Source organism: Burkholderia sp. Ap-955, from assembly GCF_011753045.1.
Taxonomy (GTDB): domain Bacteria; phylum Pseudomonadota; class Gammaproteobacteria; order Burkholderiales; family Burkholderiaceae; genus Burkholderia; species Burkholderia lata_D.
The window spans coordinates 1-22,222 of the sequence record NZ_VWWH01000091.1; the positions used below are offsets into that span (position 1 = coordinate 1).

General features: G+C 68.4%; 10 protein-coding genes. 7 read left to right on the forward strand and 3 right to left on the reverse strand.

All coding sequences use genetic code 11. From position 1 onward, the window contains the following. Together F3J15_RS30905 and F3J15_RS38170 are read left to right on the forward strand one after the other, a co-directional pair. A partial coding sequence (locus F3J15_RS30905) for an autotransporter-associated beta strand repeat-containing protein (protein WP_166895970.1) occupies positions 1-10,562 on the forward strand: 10,562 nt, incomplete at its 5' end. A 285-nt stretch (positions 10,563-10,847) separates the two neighbouring features. Further along, entirely contained in the window at positions 10,848-14,636 is a 3,789-nt protein-coding gene (locus tag F3J15_RS38170; RefSeq protein WP_166895972.1) for a hypothetical protein, read from the forward strand. A gap of 681 nt (positions 14,637-15,317) precedes the next feature. On the opposite strand, the gene F3J15_RS30915 is transcribed toward F3J15_RS38170, so the two are convergent. Continuing rightward, positions 15,318-15,863, reverse strand: a complete 546-nt coding sequence (locus F3J15_RS30915) for a hypothetical protein (RefSeq protein ID WP_166895974.1) — start codon at positions 15,861-15,863, stop codon at positions 15,318-15,320. Between the two features lie 66 nt (positions 15,864-15,929). Between F3J15_RS30915 and F3J15_RS30920 the strand changes: the two genes are divergently transcribed. Continuing rightward, positions 15,930-17,096, forward strand: a complete 1,167-nt coding sequence (locus tag F3J15_RS30920; RefSeq protein WP_089429852.1) for a porin — start codon at positions 15,930-15,932, stop codon at positions 17,094-17,096. Positions 17,097-17,400: 304 nt separating this feature from the next. Here F3J15_RS30920 and F3J15_RS30925 read toward each other — a convergent pair whose 3' ends face one another. Next, positions 17,401-17,940 (reverse strand): cytochrome b/b6 domain-containing protein, encoded by a 540-nt coding sequence (locus F3J15_RS30925; protein WP_166895976.1) that lies wholly within the window; start codon positions 17,938-17,940, stop codon positions 17,401-17,403. 237 nt (positions 17,941-18,177) lie between these two features. After that, positions 18,178-19,098 carry a LysR family transcriptional regulator gene (locus tag F3J15_RS30930; protein WP_166895978.1) on the reverse strand — a complete coding sequence of 307 codons (921 nt, stop codon included), beginning with the start codon at positions 19,096-19,098 and terminating at the stop codon, positions 18,178-18,180. Positions 19,099-19,202: 104 nt separating this feature from the next. On the opposite strand from F3J15_RS30930, the gene F3J15_RS30935 reads away from it, so the two are divergent. Genes F3J15_RS30935 through F3J15_RS30950 form a run of 4 tightly spaced genes read left to right on the forward strand, consistent with a single transcriptional unit; the run spans position 19,203 to position 22,216 of the window. Further along, entirely contained in the window at positions 19,203-20,153 is a 951-nt protein-coding gene (locus tag F3J15_RS30935; protein WP_089448851.1) for a 2-dehydropantoate 2-reductase, read from the forward strand. Beyond that, positions 20,150-20,542 (forward strand): VOC family protein, encoded by a 393-nt coding sequence (locus F3J15_RS30940; protein WP_069249742.1) that lies wholly within the window; start codon positions 20,150-20,152, stop codon positions 20,540-20,542. Before F3J15_RS30935 ends, F3J15_RS30940 begins: the two co-directional genes overlap by 4 nt. 1 nt (position 20,543) lies before the next feature. Beyond that, the gene (locus F3J15_RS30945; RefSeq protein ID WP_069249741.1) at positions 20,544-21,005 is read left to right on the forward strand and encodes a MaoC family dehydratase; all 462 of its coding nucleotides are present in this window, start codon (positions 20,544-20,546) and stop codon (positions 21,003-21,005) included. Then, the gene (locus tag F3J15_RS30950) at positions 21,002-22,216 is read left to right on the forward strand and encodes a CoA transferase (RefSeq protein WP_089486931.1); all 1,215 of its coding nucleotides are present in this window, start codon (positions 21,002-21,004) and stop codon (positions 22,214-22,216) included. Before F3J15_RS30945 ends, F3J15_RS30950 begins: the two co-directional genes overlap by 4 nt. Positions 22,217-22,222 lie beyond the last annotated feature (6 nt).

Genomic DNA, 22,222 nt, shown 5'->3' on the forward strand with positions numbered 1-22,222 from the left:
GCTCGGCCGATCTCGGCCTGGGCGGCACGATCGCCGGCGCGGGCGGCCTGGCGCTCGGCGGCACCGGCGCGACGACGCTGTCCGGCGCGAACACGTTCACCGGCGGCGCGAGCCTGACGGGCGGCGGCAGCCTGATCGTCGAAGGCAACTCGGCGCTCGGCATCGGGGGCGCGTTGAACGTGAGTGGCCTCGGCGGCTCGCTGAGCGCGGACCTGGCCGCCGGCGCGGCACTCGCGAACACGATCAACCTGAACGGCGCGTCGCTGACGCTGAACGGCGCGCACGACCTCGGCCTGAACGGCGCGATCAACGGTACCGGCGGACTCGTGCTGAGCGGCACCGGAACGACCACGCTGTCCGGTGCGAACACCTTCGGCGGCGGCACGACCCTGAGCGCCGGCACGCTGCTCGCCGGCAACAACGCGGCGCTCGGCACCGGTGCGCTGAATGTCACGGGCGCGGGCGGCGCGCTCGGCGCGAGCGTGAACGGCACGGCATTGGGCAACGCGGTGAACCTCGGCGCGGGCGCGACGTTGGCGCTGAGTGGTGCGAACGATCTCGGCTTGAGCGGCGTGATCTCCGGCAACGGCGGGATCGCGCAAACCGGCAGCGGAACGACAACGCTGCTCGGTGCCAATACGTTCTCGGGCGGCACGACGCTGAGCGGCGGCGGGCTCCTCGCCGGCAATGCCGGCGCGCTGGGGACGGGCGCGCTGAACGTGACGGGTGCGGGCGGCTCGCTCGGCACGACGGTCGGCGGCACGGTGCTCGGCAATGCAATCCAGCTCGGTGCGGGCGCCGCGCTGACGGTGGGCGGCGCGAACGATCTCGGGCTGGGCGGGATCATCTCGGGCACCGGCGGCCTCAATGTCAGCGGCCCGGGCACGACGACGCTGACCGCGGCCGAGACGTTCACCGGCGGCACCACGATCGGCAGCGGCACGCTGGCAATCGGCGCGGGCGGCAGCCTTGACGCGTCGAGCCCGGTCAACCTGACCGGCGCGGGCGCGCACTTCAGCGTGGCCGGTGCGACCACGCCGCAGTCGATCGGCACGCTGTCGGGCGTCGCGGGTTCGGCGATCGATCTCGGGGCGAACCACCTGACGCTGGCCGGCAGCGGCAGCGGCGTCTTCGCCGGCAACATCGGCGGGGCGGGCGGGCTGACGCTGTCGGGAACCGGCTCGCAGGCGCTGACGGGCAACAACACGTTCACGGGCGGTACGGCGCTGACCGGCGGCAGTCTGGTCGTCGGAAGTGCCACGGCGCTCGGCCTCGGCGCCCTCGACGTCAACGGCTCGGCGTCGCTCGGCGCGAGCGTGCCGGGCGTGACGCTCGGCAACGCAGTCAATCTCGGCACCGGCGTCACGCTGGGGCTGAACGGCGCGACCGACCTGGGCCTGGGCGGCACGATCGCGGGGAACGGCAGCCTGGCGCAAACCGGCACGGGCACGACGACGCTCACCGGCACGAACACGTTCTCGGGCGGCACGACGCTGAGCGCCGGCGGGCTCATCGCGGGCAACGGCGCGGCGCTGGGGACGGGTGCGCTGAACGTGACGGGCGCGGGCGGCACGCTGGCGACGAACGTCGCCGGCACCCTGCTCGGCAATGCAGTGGATCTCGGCGCGGGCGCGACGCTCGGCCTGAACGGCTCGGCCGATCTGAGCCTGGGCGGCGTGATCTCCGGCAACGGCGGGATCGCGCAAACCGGCAGCGGAACGACGACGCTGCTCGGTGCCAATACGTTCTCGGGCGGCACGACGCTGAGCGGCGGCGGGCTGATCGCCGGCAACGGCGCGGCCCTCGGCACGGGGGCGCTGAACGTCGCGGGCGCGGGCGGCACGCTCGGCACGAGCGTCGGCGGCACCGTGCTCGGCAACGCGGTGAATCTCGGCACGGGTTCGACGCTGACCGTTGGCGGTCCGAACAATCTTGGGCTGGGCGGCGCGATCTCCGGTGGCGGCAACCTGTCGGTGAACGGCCCGGCGACGACGACGCTCACGGGGCTCGGCTCGTACACCGGCAGCACGACGATCGGCAATGGCAGCACGCTCGCGGTGGGTGCGGGCGGCAATCTGTCGGCGGCCAGTCTGTTCGACTTGGCCGGCGCGGGCGCGACGCTCGACCTGAGCGCGGCCACGTCGCCGCAGACGACGGGCGGCCTGGCAGGGGCAGCGGGCTCGGCGGTGAACCTCGGCGGCAACACGTTGACGCTGGGCGGCGCGGGCAACAACACCTTCGGCGGCACGATCGGCGGCACGGGCGGGCTGGCGCTGTCCGGCACCGGCACCGAGACGCTGACGGGTGTCAATACGTACACGGGCGCGACGACGATCAACAGCGGCACGCTGGCGATCGGCGCGGGCGGCAGCCTGTCGGCAGGCGGCGCGGTGAATCTGGCCGGCGCGGGCGCGACGTTCGACGTGAGCGGCGCGACGTTGCCGCAGGTGACGGGCGCGCTGTCGGGCGTGGCCGGTTCGACGGTGAACCTGGGCGGCAATGGGCTGACGCTCGGCGGCGCGGGCAACGCGACGTACGGCGGCACGATCGCCGGCGCAGGCGGCAGCCTGACGCTGGGCGGTACGGGTGCGGAGACGCTGACAGGCAACAACACCTATTCCGGCGGTACGAACCTGACCGGCGGCGGCACGCTGATCGCGGGCAGCAACGCGGCGCTCGGCACCGGTGCGCTGAACCTCGCCGGTGCGGGCGGCTCGCTGGCGGCGAACGTCGCCGGCACCGTGCTTGGCAATGCGGTGAATCTCGGCGCAGGCGCGACGCTGGGCCTGAACGGCGCGGCCGACCTGAGCCTCGGCGGGGTCATCTCGGGCGGCGGCAGTCTCGCGCAGACCGGCAGCGGGACGACGACGCTCACGGGCGCCAACACCTATACGGGCGGCACGACACTGAGCGGTGGCGGTTTGTCCCTGGGCAGCAGCACGGCGCTCGGCACGGGCACGGTCCACGTGACCGGCACCGGCGGCGCGCTCAACGCGAGCACGGCCAACATCCTGCTCGCCAACGGGTTCGACCTGGGCGGAGGTTCGACACTGAACCTCGGCGGCCTCAACGACTTCGGCCTGAACGGCATCATTTCCGGCACGGGCGGCGTGGTGCAGTCGGGCACGGGCACGACCACGCTCGGCGGCTCGAACACCTACAGCGGCGGCACGACGCTGAACAGCGGCGGGCTGAGCGTGGGCAGCAATACGGCGCTCGGCACCGGCGCACTGAACGTGAGCGGCAACGGCACGCTGAACGCCAGCGTGAGCGGCACGACGCTCGGCAATGCGGTGAATCTCGGCGCGGGCGCGACGCTCGGGCTGAACGGCGCGAACGATCTCGGCCTGAGCGGCACGATTGCCGGCAACGGCAGCCTCGCGCAAACCGGCTCGGGCACGACGACGCTCACCGGCACGAACACGTACGGCGGCGGCACGACGCTGAGCGGCGGCGGGCTCATTGCCGGCAACGGCAGCGCACTGGGTTCCGGCGCGCTGAACGTCACGGGCGCGGGCGGCTCGCTCGGCACGAACGCTGCGGGCACGACGCTGGGCAACACGGTGAATCTCGGCGCGGGTTCGACGCTGACGGTTGGCGGTGCCAACGATCTTGGCCTGGGCGGCGCGATTTCCGGCAGCGGCGGCCTGTCGGTGAGCGGCCCGTCGACGACGACGCTGACGGGTTCGAACACGTACACGGGCAATACGACGATCGGCGGCGGCAGCACGCTGGCAGTGGGCGCGGGCGGTAGCCTGTCCGCGGGCAGCGCGCTCAACCTCTCCGGCTCGGGCGCGACGCTGGACCTGAGCGCGGCGACTTCGCCGCAGACGAGCGGGATGCTGTCGGGCGTCTCCGGCACGAACGTCAATCTCGGCGGCAATACGTTGACGCTCGCCGGTTCCGGCAACGGCAACTATGCCGGCACGATCGGCGGTACCGGCGGGCTGACGATGTCCGGTTCGGGCACCGAAACGCTGACGGGTGTCAATACGTACACGGGCGCGACGACGATCAACAGCGGCACGCTGGCAATCGGTGCGGGCGGCAGCCTGTCGGCGAGCAGCCCGGTCAATCTGGCCGGTGCGGGCGCCACGTTCGACGTGAGCGGTGCAACGACACCGCAGACGACCGGCACGCTGTCGGGCGTGGCCGGTTCGACGGTGAACCTCGGCGGCAACAACCTGACGCTGGGCGGCACGGGCAACGGCACCTACGGCGGCACGATCGCCGGTGCGGGCGGGAGCCTGACGCTGTCGGGCAGCGGCACCGAAACGCTGACGGGCAACAACACGTATTCGGGCGGCACGAACCTGACCGGCGGCGGCACGTTGCTCGCGGGCAGCAGCGCGGCGCTCGGCATAGGCGCATTGAACACGAGCGGCGCGGGCGGCACGCTCGGCACCAGCGTGGCCGGCACGACGATCACCAACGCGGTCAATCTCGGCACGGGTTCGACGCTGACGGTTGGCGGTGCGAACAATCTTGGCCTGGGCGGCGCGATCTCGGGCAGCGGCAACCTCGCGGTGACCGGCCCGGCAACGACAACGCTCACCGGCACGAGCTCGTACACGGGCAACACGACGATCGGCAACGGCAGCACGTTGGCGGTCGGCGCGGGCGGCAACCTGTCGGCGGGCAGTGCGGTCAACCTGTCGGGCACGGGTGCGACGCTCGACGTCAGCGCGGCCACGACGCCGCAGACGACGGGCACGCTGTCGGGCGTATCGGGCTCGACGGTGAACCTGGGCGGCAATACGCTGACGCTCGGCGGTTCGGGCAACGGCACCTTCGGCGGAACGGTCGGCGGCACGGGCGGCCTGACGCTGTCGGGTACCGGCACGGAAACGTTGACGGGCACCAACACGTACACCGGCGCGACGACGATCAACAGCGGCACGCTGGCGATCGGCGCGGGCGGCAGCCTGTCCGCGAGCAGCCCGGTGAACCTGGCCGGGGCCGGTGCGACCTTCGACGTCAGCGGCGCGACCACGCCGCAGACGACCGGCACGCTGTCGGGCGTCGCCGGTTCGACGGTGAACCTCGGCGGCAACAACCTGACGCTCGGCGGCACGGGCAACGGCACGTACAGTGGCACGATCGCCGGCGCAGGCGGCAGCCTCACGTTGTCGGGCACGGGAACCGAAACGCTGACCGGCAACAACACGTACACGGGCGGCACGACCCTGAGCGGCGGCGGCACGCTGATCGCGGGCAGCGGCTCGGCGCTCGGCACGGGCGCGTTGAGCACGAGCGGCGCAGGCGGCGCGCTGTCCGCGAGCACGCCCGGCACGACACTGGGCAACGCGGTGAACCTCGGCAGCGGGTCGACGCTGACGGTCGGCGGTGCGAACAACCTGGGCCTCGGCGGCGCGATCAGCGGTAGCGGCAACCTCGCGGTGAATGGTCCGTCGACGACGACGCTGTCGGGCGCGAACACCTACACCGGCAGCACGACGATCGGCGGTGGCAGCACGTTGGCGGTCGGCGCGGGCGGCAACCTGTCGTCGGGCAGCGCGATCGACCTGTCGGGTACCGGCGCGACGCTCGACCTGAGCGCGGCCACGTCGCCGCAGACGAGCGGCGCGCTGTCCGGCGGCACGGGCACGAACGTGAATCTCGGCGGCAATACGCTCACACTGGGCGGATCGGGCAGCGGCACGTACGGCGGCGTGATCGGCGGGTCGGGCGGGTTGACGCTGTCGGGCACCGGCACCGAAACGCTGACGGGCACCAATACGTACACCGGCGCGACGACGATCAACAGCGGCACGCTCGCGATCAGCGGCAATGGCAGCCTGTCGTCGAGCAGCCCGGTCAGCCTGACGGCGTCCGGCGCGACGCTCGACCTGAGCGGCGCGTCGTCGCCGCAATCGACGGGCGCGATCTCGGGCGTGGCCGGCTCGACGGTGAACCTCGGGAACAACAACCTGACGCTCGGCGGCACGGGCAGCGGCACCTACGCGGGCAACATCGCCGGCACGGGCGGCGTGACGATGAACGGCACCGGCACCGAAACGCTGACCGGCGCGAACGCCTATACGGGCGCCACCACGATCAACAGCGGCACGCTGGCGATCGGTGCGGGCGGCAGCCTGTCGGGGACGACGCCGGTGAGCCTGACGGGTGCGGGCGCAACCTTCGACCTGAGCGGCGCGACCACGCCGCAAACGACTGGCACGTTGTCGGGCGTGACGGGTTCGACGGTGAACCTCGGTGCCAACAACCTGACGCTGGGCGGTTCGGGCAGCGGCACGTACGACGGCACGATCGCCGGTGCAGGCGGCAGCCTGACGCTGGGCGGGACGGGCACCGAGACGCTCAACGGGACGAACACGTACACGGGCGGCACGAGCCTGACGGGCGGCGGCACGCTGATCGCGGGTAATGGATCGGCGCTCGGCACGGGCGCGCTGAACACGAGCGGCGCGGGCGGCACGCTCGGCACCAGCGTGGCCGGCACGATGCTCGGCAACGCGGTGAATCTCGGTGCGGGGTCGACGCTGACGGTTGGTGGTGCGAACAATCTGGGCCTTGGCGGCGCGATCTCGGGCAGCGGCAATCTCGCCGTGACTGGCCCGTCGACGACGACGCTCACCGGCGCGAGCTCGTACACGGGCGGCACGACGATCGGCAACGGCAGCACGCTTGCGGTGGGCGCGGGCGGCAACCTGTCGTCGGGCAGCGCGGTCGATCTGGCGGGTGCAGGCGCGACGCTCGATCTGAGCGCGGCCACGTCGCCGCAGTCGACGGGCGCGTTGGCGGGCGTAGCGGGTTCGACGGTGAACCTCGGCGGCAACGCGCTGACGCTCGGCGGTTCCGGTAGCGGCACGTACGGCGGCACGATCGCCGGGACGGGCGGCAGCCTGACGCTGGCGGGCACGGGCACCGAAACGCTGACCGGCGCGAATACGTACACGGGTGGCACGAACCTGAGCGGCGGCGGCACGCTGCTCGCGGGCAATGGGTCGGCGCTCGGCACGGGGGCGCTGAACACGAGCGGCGCAGGCGGCACGCTCGGCACGAACACGGCCGGCACGACGCTGACCAACGCGATCAACCTGGGTTCGGGCTCAACGCTGACGGTCGGCGGCGCGAACAACCTGGGCCTCGGCGGCACGATCTCGGGCAGCGGCAATCTGGCGGTGAGCGGTCCGTCGACGACGACCCTCAGCGGCACCGGCTCGTACACGGGCAACACGACGATCGGCAACGGCAGCACGCTGGCGGTCGGCGCGGGCGGCAACCTGTCGTCAGGCAGCGCGGTCGATCTGGCCGGCAGCGGTGCGACGCTCGACCTGAGCGCCGCGACGACACCGCAGGCGACGGGCGCACTGTCCGGCGTATCGGGCTCGACGGTGAGCCTCGGTGGCAACACGCTGACGCTTGGCGGTGCGGGCAGCGGCACGTTCGGCGGGACGGTCGGCGGCACGGGCGGGTTGACGCTGTCGGGCACGGGTACTGAAACGCTGACCGGCGCGAACACGTACACCGGCGCGACGACGATCAACAGCGGCACGCTGGCAATCGGCGCGGGCGGCAGCCTCTCCGGCAACAGTCCGCTGAACCTGGCCGGTGCGGGCGCAACCTTCGACGTCAGCGGCGCGACGACGCCGCAAACGACGACCGGGCTGTCGGGCGTGGCCGGTTCGACGGTGAATCTCGGCGGCAACAACCTGACGCTCGGCGGTTCGGGCAGCGGCACGTACGGCGGCACGATCGCCGGCACGGGCGGCAGCCTGACGCTGGGCGGCACGGGCACCGAGACGCTGACCGGTTCGAACACGTATTCGGGCGGCACGAACTTGACCGGTGGCGGCACGCTGGTCGCGGGCAGCAACACGGCGCTCGGCACCGGCGCGCTGAACACCGGCGGCGCAGGCGGCACGCTGGCAGCCGGCACGCCGGGCACGACGCTGGCCAATGCGGTGAACCTCGGGACGGGTTCCACGCTGACTGTGAGCGGCCCGAACAGCCTCGGCCTGACCGGCGCGATATCCGGCAACGGCAATCTGTCGGTCACCGGCCCGGCGACGACGACGCTGTCGGGTGCCAACACCTACACCGGCGGCACCAGCGTCACGGGCGGCGGCACGCTGGTCGCCGGCACGCCGACGGCACTCGGCAGCGGCACGCTGAGCGTCGGCGGCAACGGCGGCACGCTTGCCACCAGCGTGGCCGGCACGACGCTCGGCAACGCGGTGAACCTCGGCACGGGTTCGACGCTCACGGTCGGCGGCGCGAACAACCTCGGCTTGAGCGGCCCGATCTCCGGCGCCGGCAACCTGACGGTGAACGGCCCGTCGACCACGACGCTCACCGGCGCGAACACGTACGCCGGCAACACGACGATCGGCAGCGGCAGCACGCTCGCGGTCGGCGGCGCCGGCAGCCTGTCGGCCGGCAGTGCGGTGACGCTCGCCGGTACCGGCGCGACGCTCGATGTCGGCGGGGCGACGGCGCCGCAGACGGCCAGCGCGTTGTCGGGTGCGGCGGGTTCGACGGTGAACCTCGGCGGCAACACGCTGACCGTGGCCGGCCCGACGGGCGGTTCGTTCGGCGGCACGATCGCGGGCACCGGCAGCTTCGCGGTGCAGGGCGGCGGCACGCAGACGCTGACCGGCGCCAACACGTACACGGGCAACACGACGATCGGCAGCGGCAGCACGCTGGCGCTCACCGGCGCAGGCAGCCTCGCGCCGACCAGCCCGATGATCCTCGCGGGCAGCGGCGCGACGCTGAACCTGGCGGGCTCGGCCGCGCCGCAGTCGATCGGCACGCTGTCGGGCACGACGGGCTCGAACGTGAACCTCGGCAATACGCCGCTGACGGTCAACACCGCGGGCACCAGCACCTTCGCCGGCACGCTGTCGGGCACCGGGCCGCTGACGCTGGCCGGCACGGGCGCGCAGCTGCTGAGCGGCACGAACACGCTGTCCGGGCCGACGACCGTGGCCGGCGGCACGCTCGCCGTCACCGGTTCGCTGGCCAACTCGCCGGTGACCGTCGGCAACGGTGCGACCGTCACCGGGACCGGCACGATCGGCGGCCTCGTCGTGTCGGGCGGCGGCACCGCTTCGGTGCTCCAGCTCGGGCAGCCGCTGAAGGTGGCGGGCAATGCGACGTTCCAGCCGGGCTCGACGCTGCAGGTCGGCGCGACGCCGCAACAAAGCGGCGGCCTCGACGTGACCGGCTCGGCCGCGCTTAACGGCGGGACGGTGCAGGTCGTCGCGGCGACCGGGCAATACCAGCCGGGCAAGCTGTACACGATCGTGAACGCCGGCGCGGGCGTGCAGGGGCAATTCAGCGCGGTGAACTCGACGTATGCGTTCCTCACGCCGACGCTCACGTACAACCCGGCGCAGGTGCTGATGTCGCTGGCACCGAACGGCACGCCGTTCGCGTCGGTTGCGACGACGCCCGACGGGCAAGCGGTGGCGGGCGCGGTCGGCACGCTCGGCGCTGGCAATCCGCTGTTCGATACCGTGCTGACGTCGGATGCCCCGACCGCGAACCGTGCGTTCGCGCAGCTTGCCGGCGATCTGCATCCGAGCACGAGAAGCGTGCTGCTGTCCGACAGCCGCTACGTGCGCGACGCGGTGCTCGATCGCGCGCGTCTCGGCTCGCAGCCTGGTGGCGCGTTGTGCGGCTGCGAGGCGCCGGTGTCGGCGGACGATCACGCGGCGTCGCTCGACCGGCGCCTGGCGTCGGAGAACGGCTGTACGCCGGCCAAGTCGTTCAAGCCGGCGGTGTGGGGCCGGCTGTACGGCTCGCATAGCCGGTTCGACGGCGACGGCGTCGCGTCGGTCGACCGCAACCTGTATGGCTTCGTCGTCGGTACGGATGCGGAGGTCAGCAGCCACTGGCGCGTCGGTATCGCGGGCGGCGCATCGCGCACCCTGCTCAATGCCGACCAGAACCAGTCGGCGAAGGTGAACGGCGAGACGATCGCGTTGTACGCCAGCGGTCGATACGACGCGTGGAACGTGCGTGGCGGCCTGGCGCAGTCGTGGTACCGCGTGCACAGCGAGCGCAATCCGTCGTTCGGTGGCTTCTCCGACCACGACACCGCCAGCTACGACGCGAACGCGACGCAGGTGTTCACCGAGATCGGGTACTCGACGGCCATCCGCAACGTCGCACTCGAACCGTTCGTCGGACTCGCGTATGCGAGCCTGCATACCGACGGCTTCAAGGAGAACGGTGGCGCGGCTGCACTGCAGGGCGATTCCAGCACGACCGGCCTCGGCTTCTCGACGCTCGGCGTGCGGGCCTCGACCGATGTCGCGGTCACGACGAAGGGCAAGGTCACCGCGTTCGGGACCGTCGGCTGGCGGCATGCGTTCGGCAATACGCAGCCGGGTTCGACGCTGGCGTTCGCGAGCGGCGGTTCACCGTTCAGCGTGGTCGGCGTGCCGGTCGCGCGAGATGCCGCGGTGCTCGAGGTCGGTGTCGATGCGGCCGTCACGAAGAACCTGTCGCTGGGGTTGTCGTATAGCGGCCAGATCGGTGGAAGCTTCAGCGACCACGCGCTGTACGGCAATCTGCTGTGGAAGTTTTAAGGGGGCGGCCGCTCGCGATGTCGTTGTCGTGAGCGGCCGATGGTTGATCGATGGTTCGATGGTTGGTTGTTCGATTCGCATGACAGAAGTTTCGTGATGCAAATCAATCGGCGTGAAACGTATGGCGCGATGTTTGACATCCCGCCGCACCGGCCTGTCTAAACCCGTTTCAACACGTGTCGTATCGGGCGATCCGCAAACGATTCGCGCCCCCTTCGTGGCGGCAGGATCCAGGCGTCATCGTTCGAGCTGTTCCGCGGTTGTCCAACCGAAATGAGGGTCTTCATGAAAACGAAAATGAACGTGAAATTGACAGGTATCGCCTTGTCGGTCGCGGCTTTGTTCAGCGTGGCCGCCAGCGCGTCCGAGGCGGTGGTCGTGACGTCCGTGCCGGGAAGCCTGGGTAATGCCGATGGCGTGATCATCGGAGGCGGATCGCCGGTGCCCGGGGGGCTCGTCGGCACCGTGGCGGGATGGGGGAACGCGATCGTCTCGGTTGGCAGCCCGACGAGTGCCGGCGGTATCGCGATCGGGACGGCAGGGTCGGGGGCGGGGAGTGTGGCCATCGGTCTCGGTAACGGATTGCTCGAGCCGGTCGCGGGCGTGGCCGGCTCCGTGACGGGGGCACTCGGCGGGATTGGTGGAGGCGGTGGCGGTGGCGCCACAGGCGGCATCGGGGGTGTGCTCGGTGGGGTCACCGGTGCGCTGGGAGGCGTGGGTGGCAGTGGTGGATCGACTGGTGGTCTTGGTGGTGTGGTTGGTACGGTGACTGGCGCGTTGGGCGGTATTGGCGGGACTGGTGGTGCGACGGGGGGCTTGGGCGGTGTCGTTGGCACGGTAGCCAACGCGGCAACTGGTGCGGTTGGTACGGTCACTGGCGCGCTGGGTGGTGTGGGTGGCAGTGGTGGATCGACTGGTGGCCTCGGTGGCGTGGTTGGCACGGTGACGGGAGCCTTGGGTGGCATTGGCGGAACTGGTGGTGCGACGGGTGGCCTGGGCGGTGTCGTTGGCACGGTAGCCAACGCGGCAACTGGTGCGGTTGGCACGGTCACTGGTGCACTGGGTGGCGTGGGTGGCAGCGGCGATCCGACTGGTGGCCTCGGTGGCGTGGTTGGCACGGTGACCGGCGCGTTGGGCGGTATTGGCGGGACTGGTGGCGCAACGGGTGGCCTGGGCGGTGTCGTTGGCACGGTAGCCAACGCGGCAACTGGTGCGGTTGGCACGGTCACTGGTGCACTGGGTGGCGTGGGTGGCAGTGGTGGTTCGACTGGTGGCCTCGGTGGCGTGGTTGGCACGGTGACGGGAGCCTTGGGTGGCATTGGCGGAACTGGTGGTGCGACGGGTGGCCTGGGCGGCGTCGTTGGCACGGTAGCCAACGCGGCAACCGGTGCGGTTGGCACGGTCACTGGCGCGCTGGGGGGCGTGGGTGGCAGCGGTGGTTCGACCGGTGGCCTCGGCGATGTGGTTGGTACGGTGACGGGAGCCTTGGGTGGCATCGGCGGGGCGGGTGGCGCAACGGGTGGCCTGGGCGGTGTCGTTGGCACGGTAGCCAATACGGCGACCGGTGCGGTTGGCACGGTCACTGGCGCGCTGGGAGGTGCGGGTGGCAGTGATCCGACTGGTGGTCTTGGCGGTGTGGTTGGGACGGTGACTGGCGCGTTGGGCGGTATTGGCGGGACTGGTGGCGCAACGGGCGGCCTGGGCGGTGTCGTTGGCACGGTAGCCAACACGGCAACCGGCGCGATCGGTACCGTAACGGGGGCCTTGGGTGGCGTTGGCGGCAGTGGCGATCCGACTGGTGGCCTCGGTGGCGTGGTTGGCACGGTGACGGGAGCCTTGGGCGGCATCGGCGGGGCGGGTGGCGCGACAGGCGGCCTGGGTGGTGTCGTTGGCACGGTAGCCAACGCGGCAACCGGTGCGGTTGGCACGGTCACTGGCGCGCTGGGTGGCGTGGGTGGCAGCGGTGGATCGACCGGTGGTCTCGGCGGCGTGGTTGGCACGGTGACGGGAGCCTTGGGTGGCATCGGCGGGGCCGGTGGCGCAACGGGTGGCCTGGGCGGTGTCGTTGGCACGGTAGCCAATACGGCGACCGGTGCAGTCGGCGCGTTGACGGGTGCACTGGGTGGTGTTGGCGGCAGCGATCCGACTGGTGGCCTCGGCGGTGTGGTCGGTACGGTGACTGGCGCCTTGGGCGGCATCGGCGGGAGTGGTGGCGCAACGGGCGGCCTGGGTGGTGTCGTTGGCACAGTAGCCAACACGGCAACCGGGGCGATTGGTACCGTAACGGGAGCCTTGGGTGGCGTGGGTGGAAGTGGTGGTTCGACTGGTGGGCTTGGCGGTGTGGTCGGCACGGTGACGGGGGCCTTGGGTGGCATCGGCGGGACTGGTGGTGCGACGGGCGGCCTGGGCGGCGTGGTTGGCACGGTAGCCAACGCGGCAACTGGTGCAGTCGGCACATTGACGGGTGCACTGGGTGGTGTTGGCGGTAGCGATCCGACAGGTGGTCTCGGCGGTGTGGTCGGCACGGTGACGGGAGCCTTGGGTGGCATCGGCGGGACTGGCGGCGCAACGGGTGGTCTGGGCGGTGTCGTTGGCACGGTAGCCAACGCAGCAACTGGTGCGGTTGGCACAGTCACCGGTGCGCTGGGTGGCGTGGGTGGCAGTGGTGGTTCGACTGGTGGCCTCGGCGGTGTGGTCGGCACGTTGACCGGCGCACTGGGTGGCATCGGCGGGACTGGCGGCGCAACGGGTGGCCTGGGTGGCGTCGTTGGCACGGTAGCGAACACGGCAACCGGTGCAGTCGGCACATTGACGGGTGCACTGGATGGCATCGGCGGGGCTGGTGGCGCGACGGGTGGTCTGGGCGGCGTCGTTGGCACGGTAGCCAATACGGCGACCGGCGCGATCGGTACCGTCACGGGCACCTTGGGTGGCATCGGCGGGACCGGTGGTGCAACGGGTGGCCTGGGCGGCGTCGTCGGCACGGTAGCCAACACGGCAACCGGTGCAGTCGGCACGTTGACCGGCGCACTGGGTGGCATCGGCGGGGCTGGTGGCGCGACGGGTGGTCTGGGAGGCGTCGTTGGCACGGTAGCTAACACGGCAACCGGTGCAGTCGGCACATTGACCGGTGCACTGGGTGGCATCGGCGGTACTGGTGGTGCAACGGGTGGCCTGGGCGGCGTCGTCGGCACGGTAGCCAACACGGCAACCGGTGCAGTCGGCACATTGACGGGTGCACTGGGTGGCATCGGCGGGACTGGTGGCGCAACGGGCGGCCTGGACGGCGTCGTCGGCACGGTGGCCAACACGGCAACCGGTGCAGTCGGCACGTTGACCGGCGCATTGGGTGGTGTTGGCGGCAGCGGTGGTGCGATCGGCGGCCTGGGTGGCGTCGTGGGCACGGTGGCCAACACCGGCACCGGAGTCGTCAACGCCGTCACCGGTATCGCGGGCAATGGCGGCGCGCTGATTACGCCGATCACCAGCATCGTCGGCACCCTCGGCGGATCGCTGCCGATCGGTGCCGCCAACGGTGCAATCGGTGCGGCGTCCGGCGCGGTAACCGGAATCGCCGGCAGCGGCACGGCGGCGATCACGCCGATCGCATCGGCCGTCACGTCGCTGATCGGACCTGCAACGAGCGGCGTCGGCGGCATCATCGGTTCCGGAACCGGCGTCATCAACGGCGCAAGCGGTGCAGCCGGATCCCTCGCGACGGTGACGACCGGCCTCGCGGGCACGCTGGCGAACACCGTAACCGGTACGACCGGCGCGATCGCAGGCACGTTGCCAGCACTGAGTGTCGCACTCAACGGCGGCACGGCAGCCGGTGCAGTCGGAGGTGCGACCAATGCAGTCGGCACACTTGTCTCCGGCGGCGCGACGATCGTCAACACGGCGGTGCATTCTGTCGGTTCGGCCGTCGGCTCGGTGGCCGGCGTCGTCCCGGCACTGGCTGTCTCGCTGAACGGCAATTCCGCGCAAGGGGGAGGTGCCGTGACAGGGGGCGGTCTGCTGGCACCGGTGACGGCGCTCGTCAGTTCGCTCACCGTTCCGGTGGTCAAGAAGTAGGCGACGTCGCATCCGCGGCCGCCGCATTGATTGGGCGGCCGCTACGTTTCATGTTCGACACGATCGACGGTCGCGGGATGGCGGTCTCATCACTTGCGACGCGCCATCTCCATCCCCCCGTTTTGAGCAACCTGTCGAGGGCGTCATCCGCGATGCAATTGACGGGACGTGGGTTCATCCGGGAATGGCGCGTGAACCCCGACCCTTGCACGTGGCGATCCGGGCAATGACATTGCGTCGACGTCGAATATCGGACGTTCCGGATTAGACGGGGGGCGCGCCAGCGTCACGTATTCCTCGTTGCATTGGGCAATCCTGTCCCGAATCCGAATCACCGCAATGCATTCAGTGAGACATTCGCTCAAGTCTCCGATACGAACCGTTTCGCCGAGGCCGCTTCGAGCGTTGCGTCCGTGCCAGCGTCCCGCGTAGAAGAGGCGGATCCCCGCGATGCCAACCTGAATGGCGATGTGCCGCGGCCATTTCATGAGCGACGCGACATCAGGGTGGAGATCGTCTGCAGCTCCCGCCCAGGCACACCCGTTCCGTCCCAAGTTTTTGTCCGACGGCACGACGTTTTCCAACACGTCGTCCTGATGCCAATTCCTATCAGGGAAATCCCGGTAGTCCGCACGGATATCAAACGCGATTAACTTATATCAAACAAATTTTGACGACGATTTATGTTCCTGATATGGTTTTTCGCACCTGCAAAGCGCGTCCCGGTTGCGTTGGCGAAAAGTTCGCGTGCTTCGCCAGCGGCTGAACCGGACGCTCGATCAGCCTGCGACGGCGGTCGGCATTTCCATACCGCTTGTTGTCGCGGGTGGAGCGTGGCCCGGTTTCGTCATCGCCGACCTCGCTCGTGGGGATGGCGCGGGTGTGGAACGTGACGATGCAGTGCTTCTTCGAATTGCCATCGAAGAATCGTTCGGTTCCGCGCGGTGATCCGCTCGAGTTTGTCGGCTTCGCGGATTCGGCCCATCCGTTCGTCCGGATGGCGAATTCGATAGCAGCCGGAGCGATAACGGAAGCAAGGAAGCGGCTTTCGTCCAGGCGGGCGTCGCGGCGGTTCCAATCGAGGGAATGCCGGATAGGTCGAGATGCGAGGCGCCTTCCTGCATGAAATTTTGAGGATGACGAAATGATCGAGACAAATATGCCGATCTGGCGAATATGAAGCCGGCTGTTGCAACCTGAGACGACGCGCAGGCCGTGCGCCGTCATCTGCCTTCGAATACAACAAAACCCGTTTCAAACAATCCCGCAACCACTCCTGACAGTGAAATACAGATGAAAAACAAGAAAATCAAGGTCAGCGTTATCGCTGTTGCCGCCTTCGCAGCATCGTCGGCGGCAATGGCACAGTCGTCGATCACCCTGTATGGCATGCTCGATGCAGGTATCGGCTACACCTCGAACATCAATGGCCACAAGCGGTTCGGCCTCGATGGTGGTGCCGCAGGTTCGAACAAGTGGGGCCTCAGGGGGACGGAAGATCTCGGTGGCGGCCTCAAGGCGATCTTCAAGATCGAAAACGGCTTCAACATTGGTACGGGCGGCATAGGCGGCCAGGGGCCGATCGGTTCCACGCGTTCGTTGTTCAACCGCCAGGCATACGTATCCCTCGCTTCCGATCAGTACGGTACCGTGCGTCTGGGGCGCCAGCTCGACGCCGTGACGGAAATGGTTCAGGTCCTGACGGGCGACGCCATTTCGGCGTCGACATTCTCGACTCCGGGCGACGTGGACAACAACGACAACACGACGAACCAGAACAGCGCCGTGAAGTACATTTCGCCGCTCATCCATGGCTTCCAGGCTGAAGGCGCGTACTCATTCGGCGGCGTGGCCGGTTCGATGGGGTCGGGCCAATCGTGGTCGGTGGCAGCGAACTACGCTCAGGGCGGTCTGACGGTCGCCGGCGGCTATTTCCACGCGGCGAACCAGGGTGAGAACGGGTGGATGAACGCAACGGCGCAACCGAGTTTCGGTGGTGCGCTGGGCTATCCGAGTTCGGGTTACAACGGCGGCAATGCCTTCAAGAGCGCAGGCATCGCGCAAGTCGCAACGCAATATCAGATCGGTCCGTACACGGCTGGCTTGCGCTACTCGAACGCGCAGTACCAGGGCAACGCCGGCCAGCCGTCAATCCACTTCAACGTGCTGGGCGCCCTCCTGCAGTACCAGGTCACTCCGGCGCTGTCGCTGGCGACCGGGTACACGTATGTCTACGGCTCCGCGGCCACGCCCGCGCTGGCTGCCGAGGGCCGCACGATGGCGTCGATCAACCAGGTGTCGCTGGGTGCGACGTACTCGCTGTCGAAGAGCACCGCGCTGTACGCGATGGGCGGGTACGTTCATGCTAAGGGCGCTCAGGCTTCCGTTGCCGACTTTGGCAACACCGCATCGGGCGGCAACCAGGTTCAAGTCAACATCGGTATGTACCACGGCTTCTGATCGCCGGCGTGGAAGTCCGGAGTAGTGGCTGCACTACTCCGGCAAAGCAGCATTCTTCTGGTAGCGACCACCTCGGGCGGGTGTCGTGAGCTGAAAATTCCCCTCATCGATCGTTCGTTCTGCAGACAGTGACGAAGTTGCTGCATGGCGAGATGATCAACCCGCATCCGCATCCGCATCCGCATCCGCATCCGCATCCGCATCCGCATCCGCATCCGCACTGCGTACAGCGCCGAATGCCCGCTGCCGGGGTTTCCGATGTTCGGGCGGCCGCTTCTGGCGAACGTCAACCGCCAGGTCGCGCTCAGATCCCCATCCGCTCCGCGACACCGTCCCGATCGACGAACTTGTGTTTCAGTCCGGCCGCGACGTGCATGACCAGCAGCAAGCCCAGCGTCAGCACCAGCGCGCGATGCAGCGAATCGGTCAGGAGTCGCAGCGGTTCGTCGCGGCCGACCAGCACCGGCAATTCCGTGATTCCGAAGAAACTGACCGGATGGGCGCCAGCAAGGCGATGCACGTAGCCGGTCAGCGGCACGAGACACAGCAGCAGGTACAGCACGCCGTGCAGTGCACCGGCGATCCGCGCCTGCCACGCCGGAACACTGGCCGGCAGCGGCGGCGGGGTATGCGTCGCACGCCACGCGAGGCGTGGCACGGTCAGCATGAAGATCAGGCTGCCGATCGACGCGTGATAGAACAGGATGCCGTTGAACTGAGTCGAGTTGTGCGGAAAGGTATCCATGTAGATCCCGATCATCAGGTTCGACAGGATCAGGATGGCGATCGACCAGTGCATGGCGATCGCGAAGCGTGTGTAGGCGACGTGGTTGGGGTGTGACATTGCGGTCTCTCCGTTTCGGTTGGGCGTCGTGCACCGGCTCGTTCAGCGTGGTGAGCGGCCTGACGCCCCGATATACCGGAGCCGGCATGGTTTTATTCCCGCGGGATTCGCGAAGTGTGAGGTGCGGCTTGTTCCGGCGCGGCCCGGCGGTGACCGACCTGAGCGGACGATGAGCGACCGGGTGCCATTGTCCGCTCGCGACGGATCAGCGGACATCGATGCCGAAACGGTAAATCGTCAGCCTGTAACGTTCGCGCTGGAAATGCCGAACAGCCGGGCGACGACCGAACGCAGCCAGCGATTGCCTGCCTCCTGATGGTAGCGCGCATGCCAGTGTTGCCGAACGGCGAAACCCTCGACGGGAATGGGGCAGGGATGTACCGAAAGGTCGTTGGCCTGAGCCAGCGTCTCGCCGATATGGCGCGGCAAGGTCGTGATCAGATCGGTGGTCTGTACGATTGCGCCGAGCCCCAGAAAACCGGGCAATTCAAGCACCACCTGCCGTTCAATGCGCTCGCGCACGAGCGCCTGCTCGAGCAGCGCCGTGCCGGTTCCCCCCGTGATCGCCACATGGCCTTCGGTGCGATATGCCTTGACGCCGAGCCGCTTGTGAATACGCGGATGATGGCGATTCGCCAGGCACACCCAATCCTGCTCGTACAGCTGTTGCTGATAGATCCCGCCGCTCAGCCACGGCACGTATCCGATCGCAAGATCGGCCTCGCCTGATTCGAGCGCCCGTTCCGTATTGCCGTCGATCCGCGCAGCGTCCAGGCGCACGCCAGGCGCTTGCGCACGCACGTAGGCGAGCAGGCGCGGCAGCAGCGTCACGTGACTCGCATCGGTCATGCAGATGCGAAATCGTCTTTGCGCGGTCGCCGGATCGAAGGCGATTTCCCAGGCCGAGAAGCGCCGCAACGATTCGAGAATCTCCCGACACGGGCCGATCAGCGCATCGGCTTGCGGTGTGGGCGCCATGCCGCCGGGCGTCCGGATAAAGAGCGGATCGTGCAAATGCTCGCGCAATCGCGCGAGCCAGATGCTGATGGTCGGCTGGCTCTGGCCGAGTTGTTCGGCCACGCGCGTGACGCTGCGCGTGTCGTAGAGCAGGTCGAACAATTGCAGCAGCTTGAGGTCGGGCAGATCGGTCGGAATCATCGCAGGTCAACGATATTGCGTGAGGCAATGACGCCATTGTATCCATTGTATTGCGACATGATGCGGCGGCTCCTATCGTGACGTCATACGTTAAGGAGACGCTCTTGAAAATTGCCATTCTGGGTGCCGGCGCGCTGGGCTGCGCGATTGGCGCGACGCTCACCGAAGGCGGCCACGAGACCTGGCTGATCGACCGCTCGCCCGATCATGTCAATGCGATGCGCGCCCACGGCCTGCGCGTCGATGATGCAAGCGGCACTCGCCAGGTGCAAGTCCGCGCAACCACCCGGCCGGACGAAGCAGGGGTGGCCGAGGTCGTGATCGTGCTCGTCAAATCGTTCCATACCGATGCGGCGATTCGCGGCGCGCTAGCGCTGGTGGGACCTGAAACACGGGTACTGTCACTGCAAAACGGCCTCGGCCACGAAGACATTCTTGCCGACGTGGTGGGCCGCGAACGCGTGCTCGCGGGCAAGACCTATGTGGGTGGCGTACTGCGCGGCATGGGGCATATCGAGTCGGGCGTCGTGGGCAAGCACACCATCGTCGGCGAGCTGGACGGACGCGTGACGGATCGCGTTCGACGTATTGCCGAGGCATTCAGCCACGCGGGCCTCGACACGCAGGTCAGCGACAACATCGTCGGCACCATGTGGGACAAGCTGCTCGTGAATGTCGCGACGGGCGCGCTGACCGGCATCACGTCGCTGACTTACGGCCAGCTTTATGACGAGCCGCTGCTCAAGGCCACTTCGCTGGCGGCCGTCGCGGAAGCGATCGCGGCCGCGAAGGCGGCAGGCGTCACACTGTCGATGAACGATCCGGAGCAGGCGTGGTCGCTTGCCGCCGAGGGTTTGCCCGCTGCGTTCAAGACGTCGATGCTGCAAAGCCTCGAACGAGGTTCCATGACCGAAATCGACTTCATCAACGGCTCGGTCGTGCGGTGGGGCGCACGCCATGGTGTGCCGACGCCCGTCAACGCCACGCTCGTTGCATGCATCAAGGGCATCGAGCGTGCGATGGCCGACCGCCAGAAAGCGGAGGCGCAAGCGTGAGCAAATCGAAAGCCTATCTCGAACACGTCGCCGTCTTCGTGCGCGACATCCACTGGCACATCCGTTTTTTCGAGGAGGTGTTCGGCATGACGATGCGCGAGGTCGACGGCACGACCGAAGCGCCGCGCCAGTACTGGACGCTCGGCGGCATGCAGTTCATCCACCAGCCGGATTTTTCGGGTCCCGAAGGAAGGCTTGGCCATCTCGGCATCATGTGCGAGGACGTCGAAGCCTCGCTCGCCGCCGCCCGCCGCTATGACGTGCAGCCCATGCCGCAGGGTGCGAACTGGCTGCGTTTGCCCGATGGTCTTGCCATCGAATTCATTCAGGCGAAACCCGCGCGCTGCGTGGGGCAGGCGCTCGCCATCGATCCGCGCGCGGAGGCATGACATGACCATCGTCGAAAAATACTGGGACGACGCACGCGAAGGCGACGAATGCGTGAGCCCGAGCTACACCGTCACGAAGGAGCGCATTCTCGCGTACGCCGATCTCACCGGCGATCACACGCCTGTGCACGTCGATGAAGCGTATGCGAACGCGAGCCACTTCGGTTGTCTCGTTGCGCATGGATTGTTTGGTCTTTCGATTGCCGATGGCCTGAAGACCCGGAGCGATTATCGCTTTCTGCCGGGCATGTCGCTGGGCTGGAGCTGGGACTTCGTTCTGCCGATCAAGGTCGGTGACGTGCTGCATGTGAAGTTTCGCATCGGCGCAATGCGCCCGAGCAAGAGCCGTCCCGACTGGGGCATCGTGACGCTTCCGTCGGAACTCGTCAATCAGCACGGCGAAGTCGTGCAGCGAGGCGAGCATCGCCTGATGGTGCCGCGCCGCCCGGGAGCCGAACGATGAAACAGGCGCGTCCACTCGAAGGGATTCGTGTCGTCGACTACAGCCACTTTCTCGCGGGTCCGTACGTGGGGCGCTGCCTCGCGGCGCTGGGTGCGGAAGTGATCAAGGTCGAGCGACCGGGCAGCGGCGACGCGGGACGCCAGCATGCGACCGTGCTCGACGATCGCTCGAGCGGCTATTTTCTGCAGCTCAATATGGGCAAGCGCGGCGTCAGCGTGAACATGAAGGACCCGCGCGGAAAGGCCTTCATGGAACGGCTCTGCGATTCGGCGGACGTATTCGTGGAGAATTATCGTCCCGGCGCACTCGACAAACTTGGTCTGGGCTACGAAGCGCTTTCCGCGCGCAATCCGGGGCTGGTCTACTGCTCCATTTCCGCGTATGGCCACACGGGGCCGGACGCCCATCGCGCGGGTTTCGGACTGATCGCCGAGGCCAAGAGCGGCATCATGCAGATGGTCGGCACGCCGGGCGAGCGCCCACCGCTGCTGCGTATTTCGCTCGGGGATATGTACACGGGCATTCACGCGGTCGCGGCTATCAATGCGGCACTGCTCGGCCGCGTGAAAAGCGGGCGAGGGCAGCACATCGACATGGCGCTTTACGACACGCTCGTCTCGATGCACGAATATGCGGTCCAGTGCTACACGCTTGCAGATGTGCTGCCCGAACAGACCGGGCACGACATGCCCGGCTCGACGCTTTATGGCGTGTTTCGCGCGACCGATGGCGATCTGGTGATCGCCGCGCAAGTGGACGATGCCTGGAAGCGCTTCGCGTCGCTGATCGAGGCGAGCGGCGGCCCCCGCGGCTTCGGCGCCGACGAGCGGTTTCACAATAGCGTGGGTCGCAATGCGCATCGGCTGGAGATTCTCGGCGTGGTCGAGCCGTGGGTCGCGGCGCGCACGGTGACGCAGATTCTCGATCTGCTCGACGGCATCGATGTGCCTTGCGCGAAGGTGCAACGTATCGACGAAGTGATTGCCGATCCGCAAATTCAGGCACGCGGCATGATCGTCGAACAGGAGCATCCGCGTTACGGCACGCTGCGCTTGCCGAATCTACCGTTCCGGTTTTCCGAGTGCGACACCACGATCCGCGAGGTTGCTCCCGATCTCGGGCAGCACAATACCGAAGTCGCGCAATCGCTGGGTTTCACGCCTGCCGAGATCGATGCGATGCAAACCGATGGCGTGCTGTTCGACAAGTGAGGCGAC

Bases quoted from the DNA above. Each gene is read 5' to 3' on its own strand.
- F3J15_RS30950 (WP_089486931.1), top strand. From the start codon at position 21,002: ATGAAACAGGCGCGTCCACTCGAAGGGATTCGTGTCGTCGACTACAGC.
- F3J15_RS30945 (WP_069249741.1), top strand. From the start codon at position 20,544: ATGACCATCGTCGAAAAATACTGGGACGACGCACGCGAAGGCGACGAA.
- F3J15_RS38170 (WP_166895972.1), top strand. From the start codon at position 10,848: ATGAAAACGAAAATGAACGTGAAATTGACAGGTATCGCCTTGTCGGTC.
- F3J15_RS30930 (WP_166895978.1), bottom strand. From the start codon at position 19,098: ATGATTCCGACCGATCTGCCCGACCTCAAGCTGCTGCAATTGTTCGAC.
- F3J15_RS30915 (WP_166895974.1), bottom strand. From the start codon at position 15,863: ATGACGGCGCACGGCCTGCGCGTCGTCTCAGGTTGCAACAGCCGGCTT.
- F3J15_RS30920 (WP_089429852.1), top strand. From the start codon at position 15,930: ATGAAAAACAAGAAAATCAAGGTCAGCGTTATCGCTGTTGCCGCCTTC.
- F3J15_RS30925 (WP_166895976.1), bottom strand. From the start codon at position 17,940: ATGTCACACCCCAACCACGTCGCCTACACACGCTTCGCGATCGCCATG.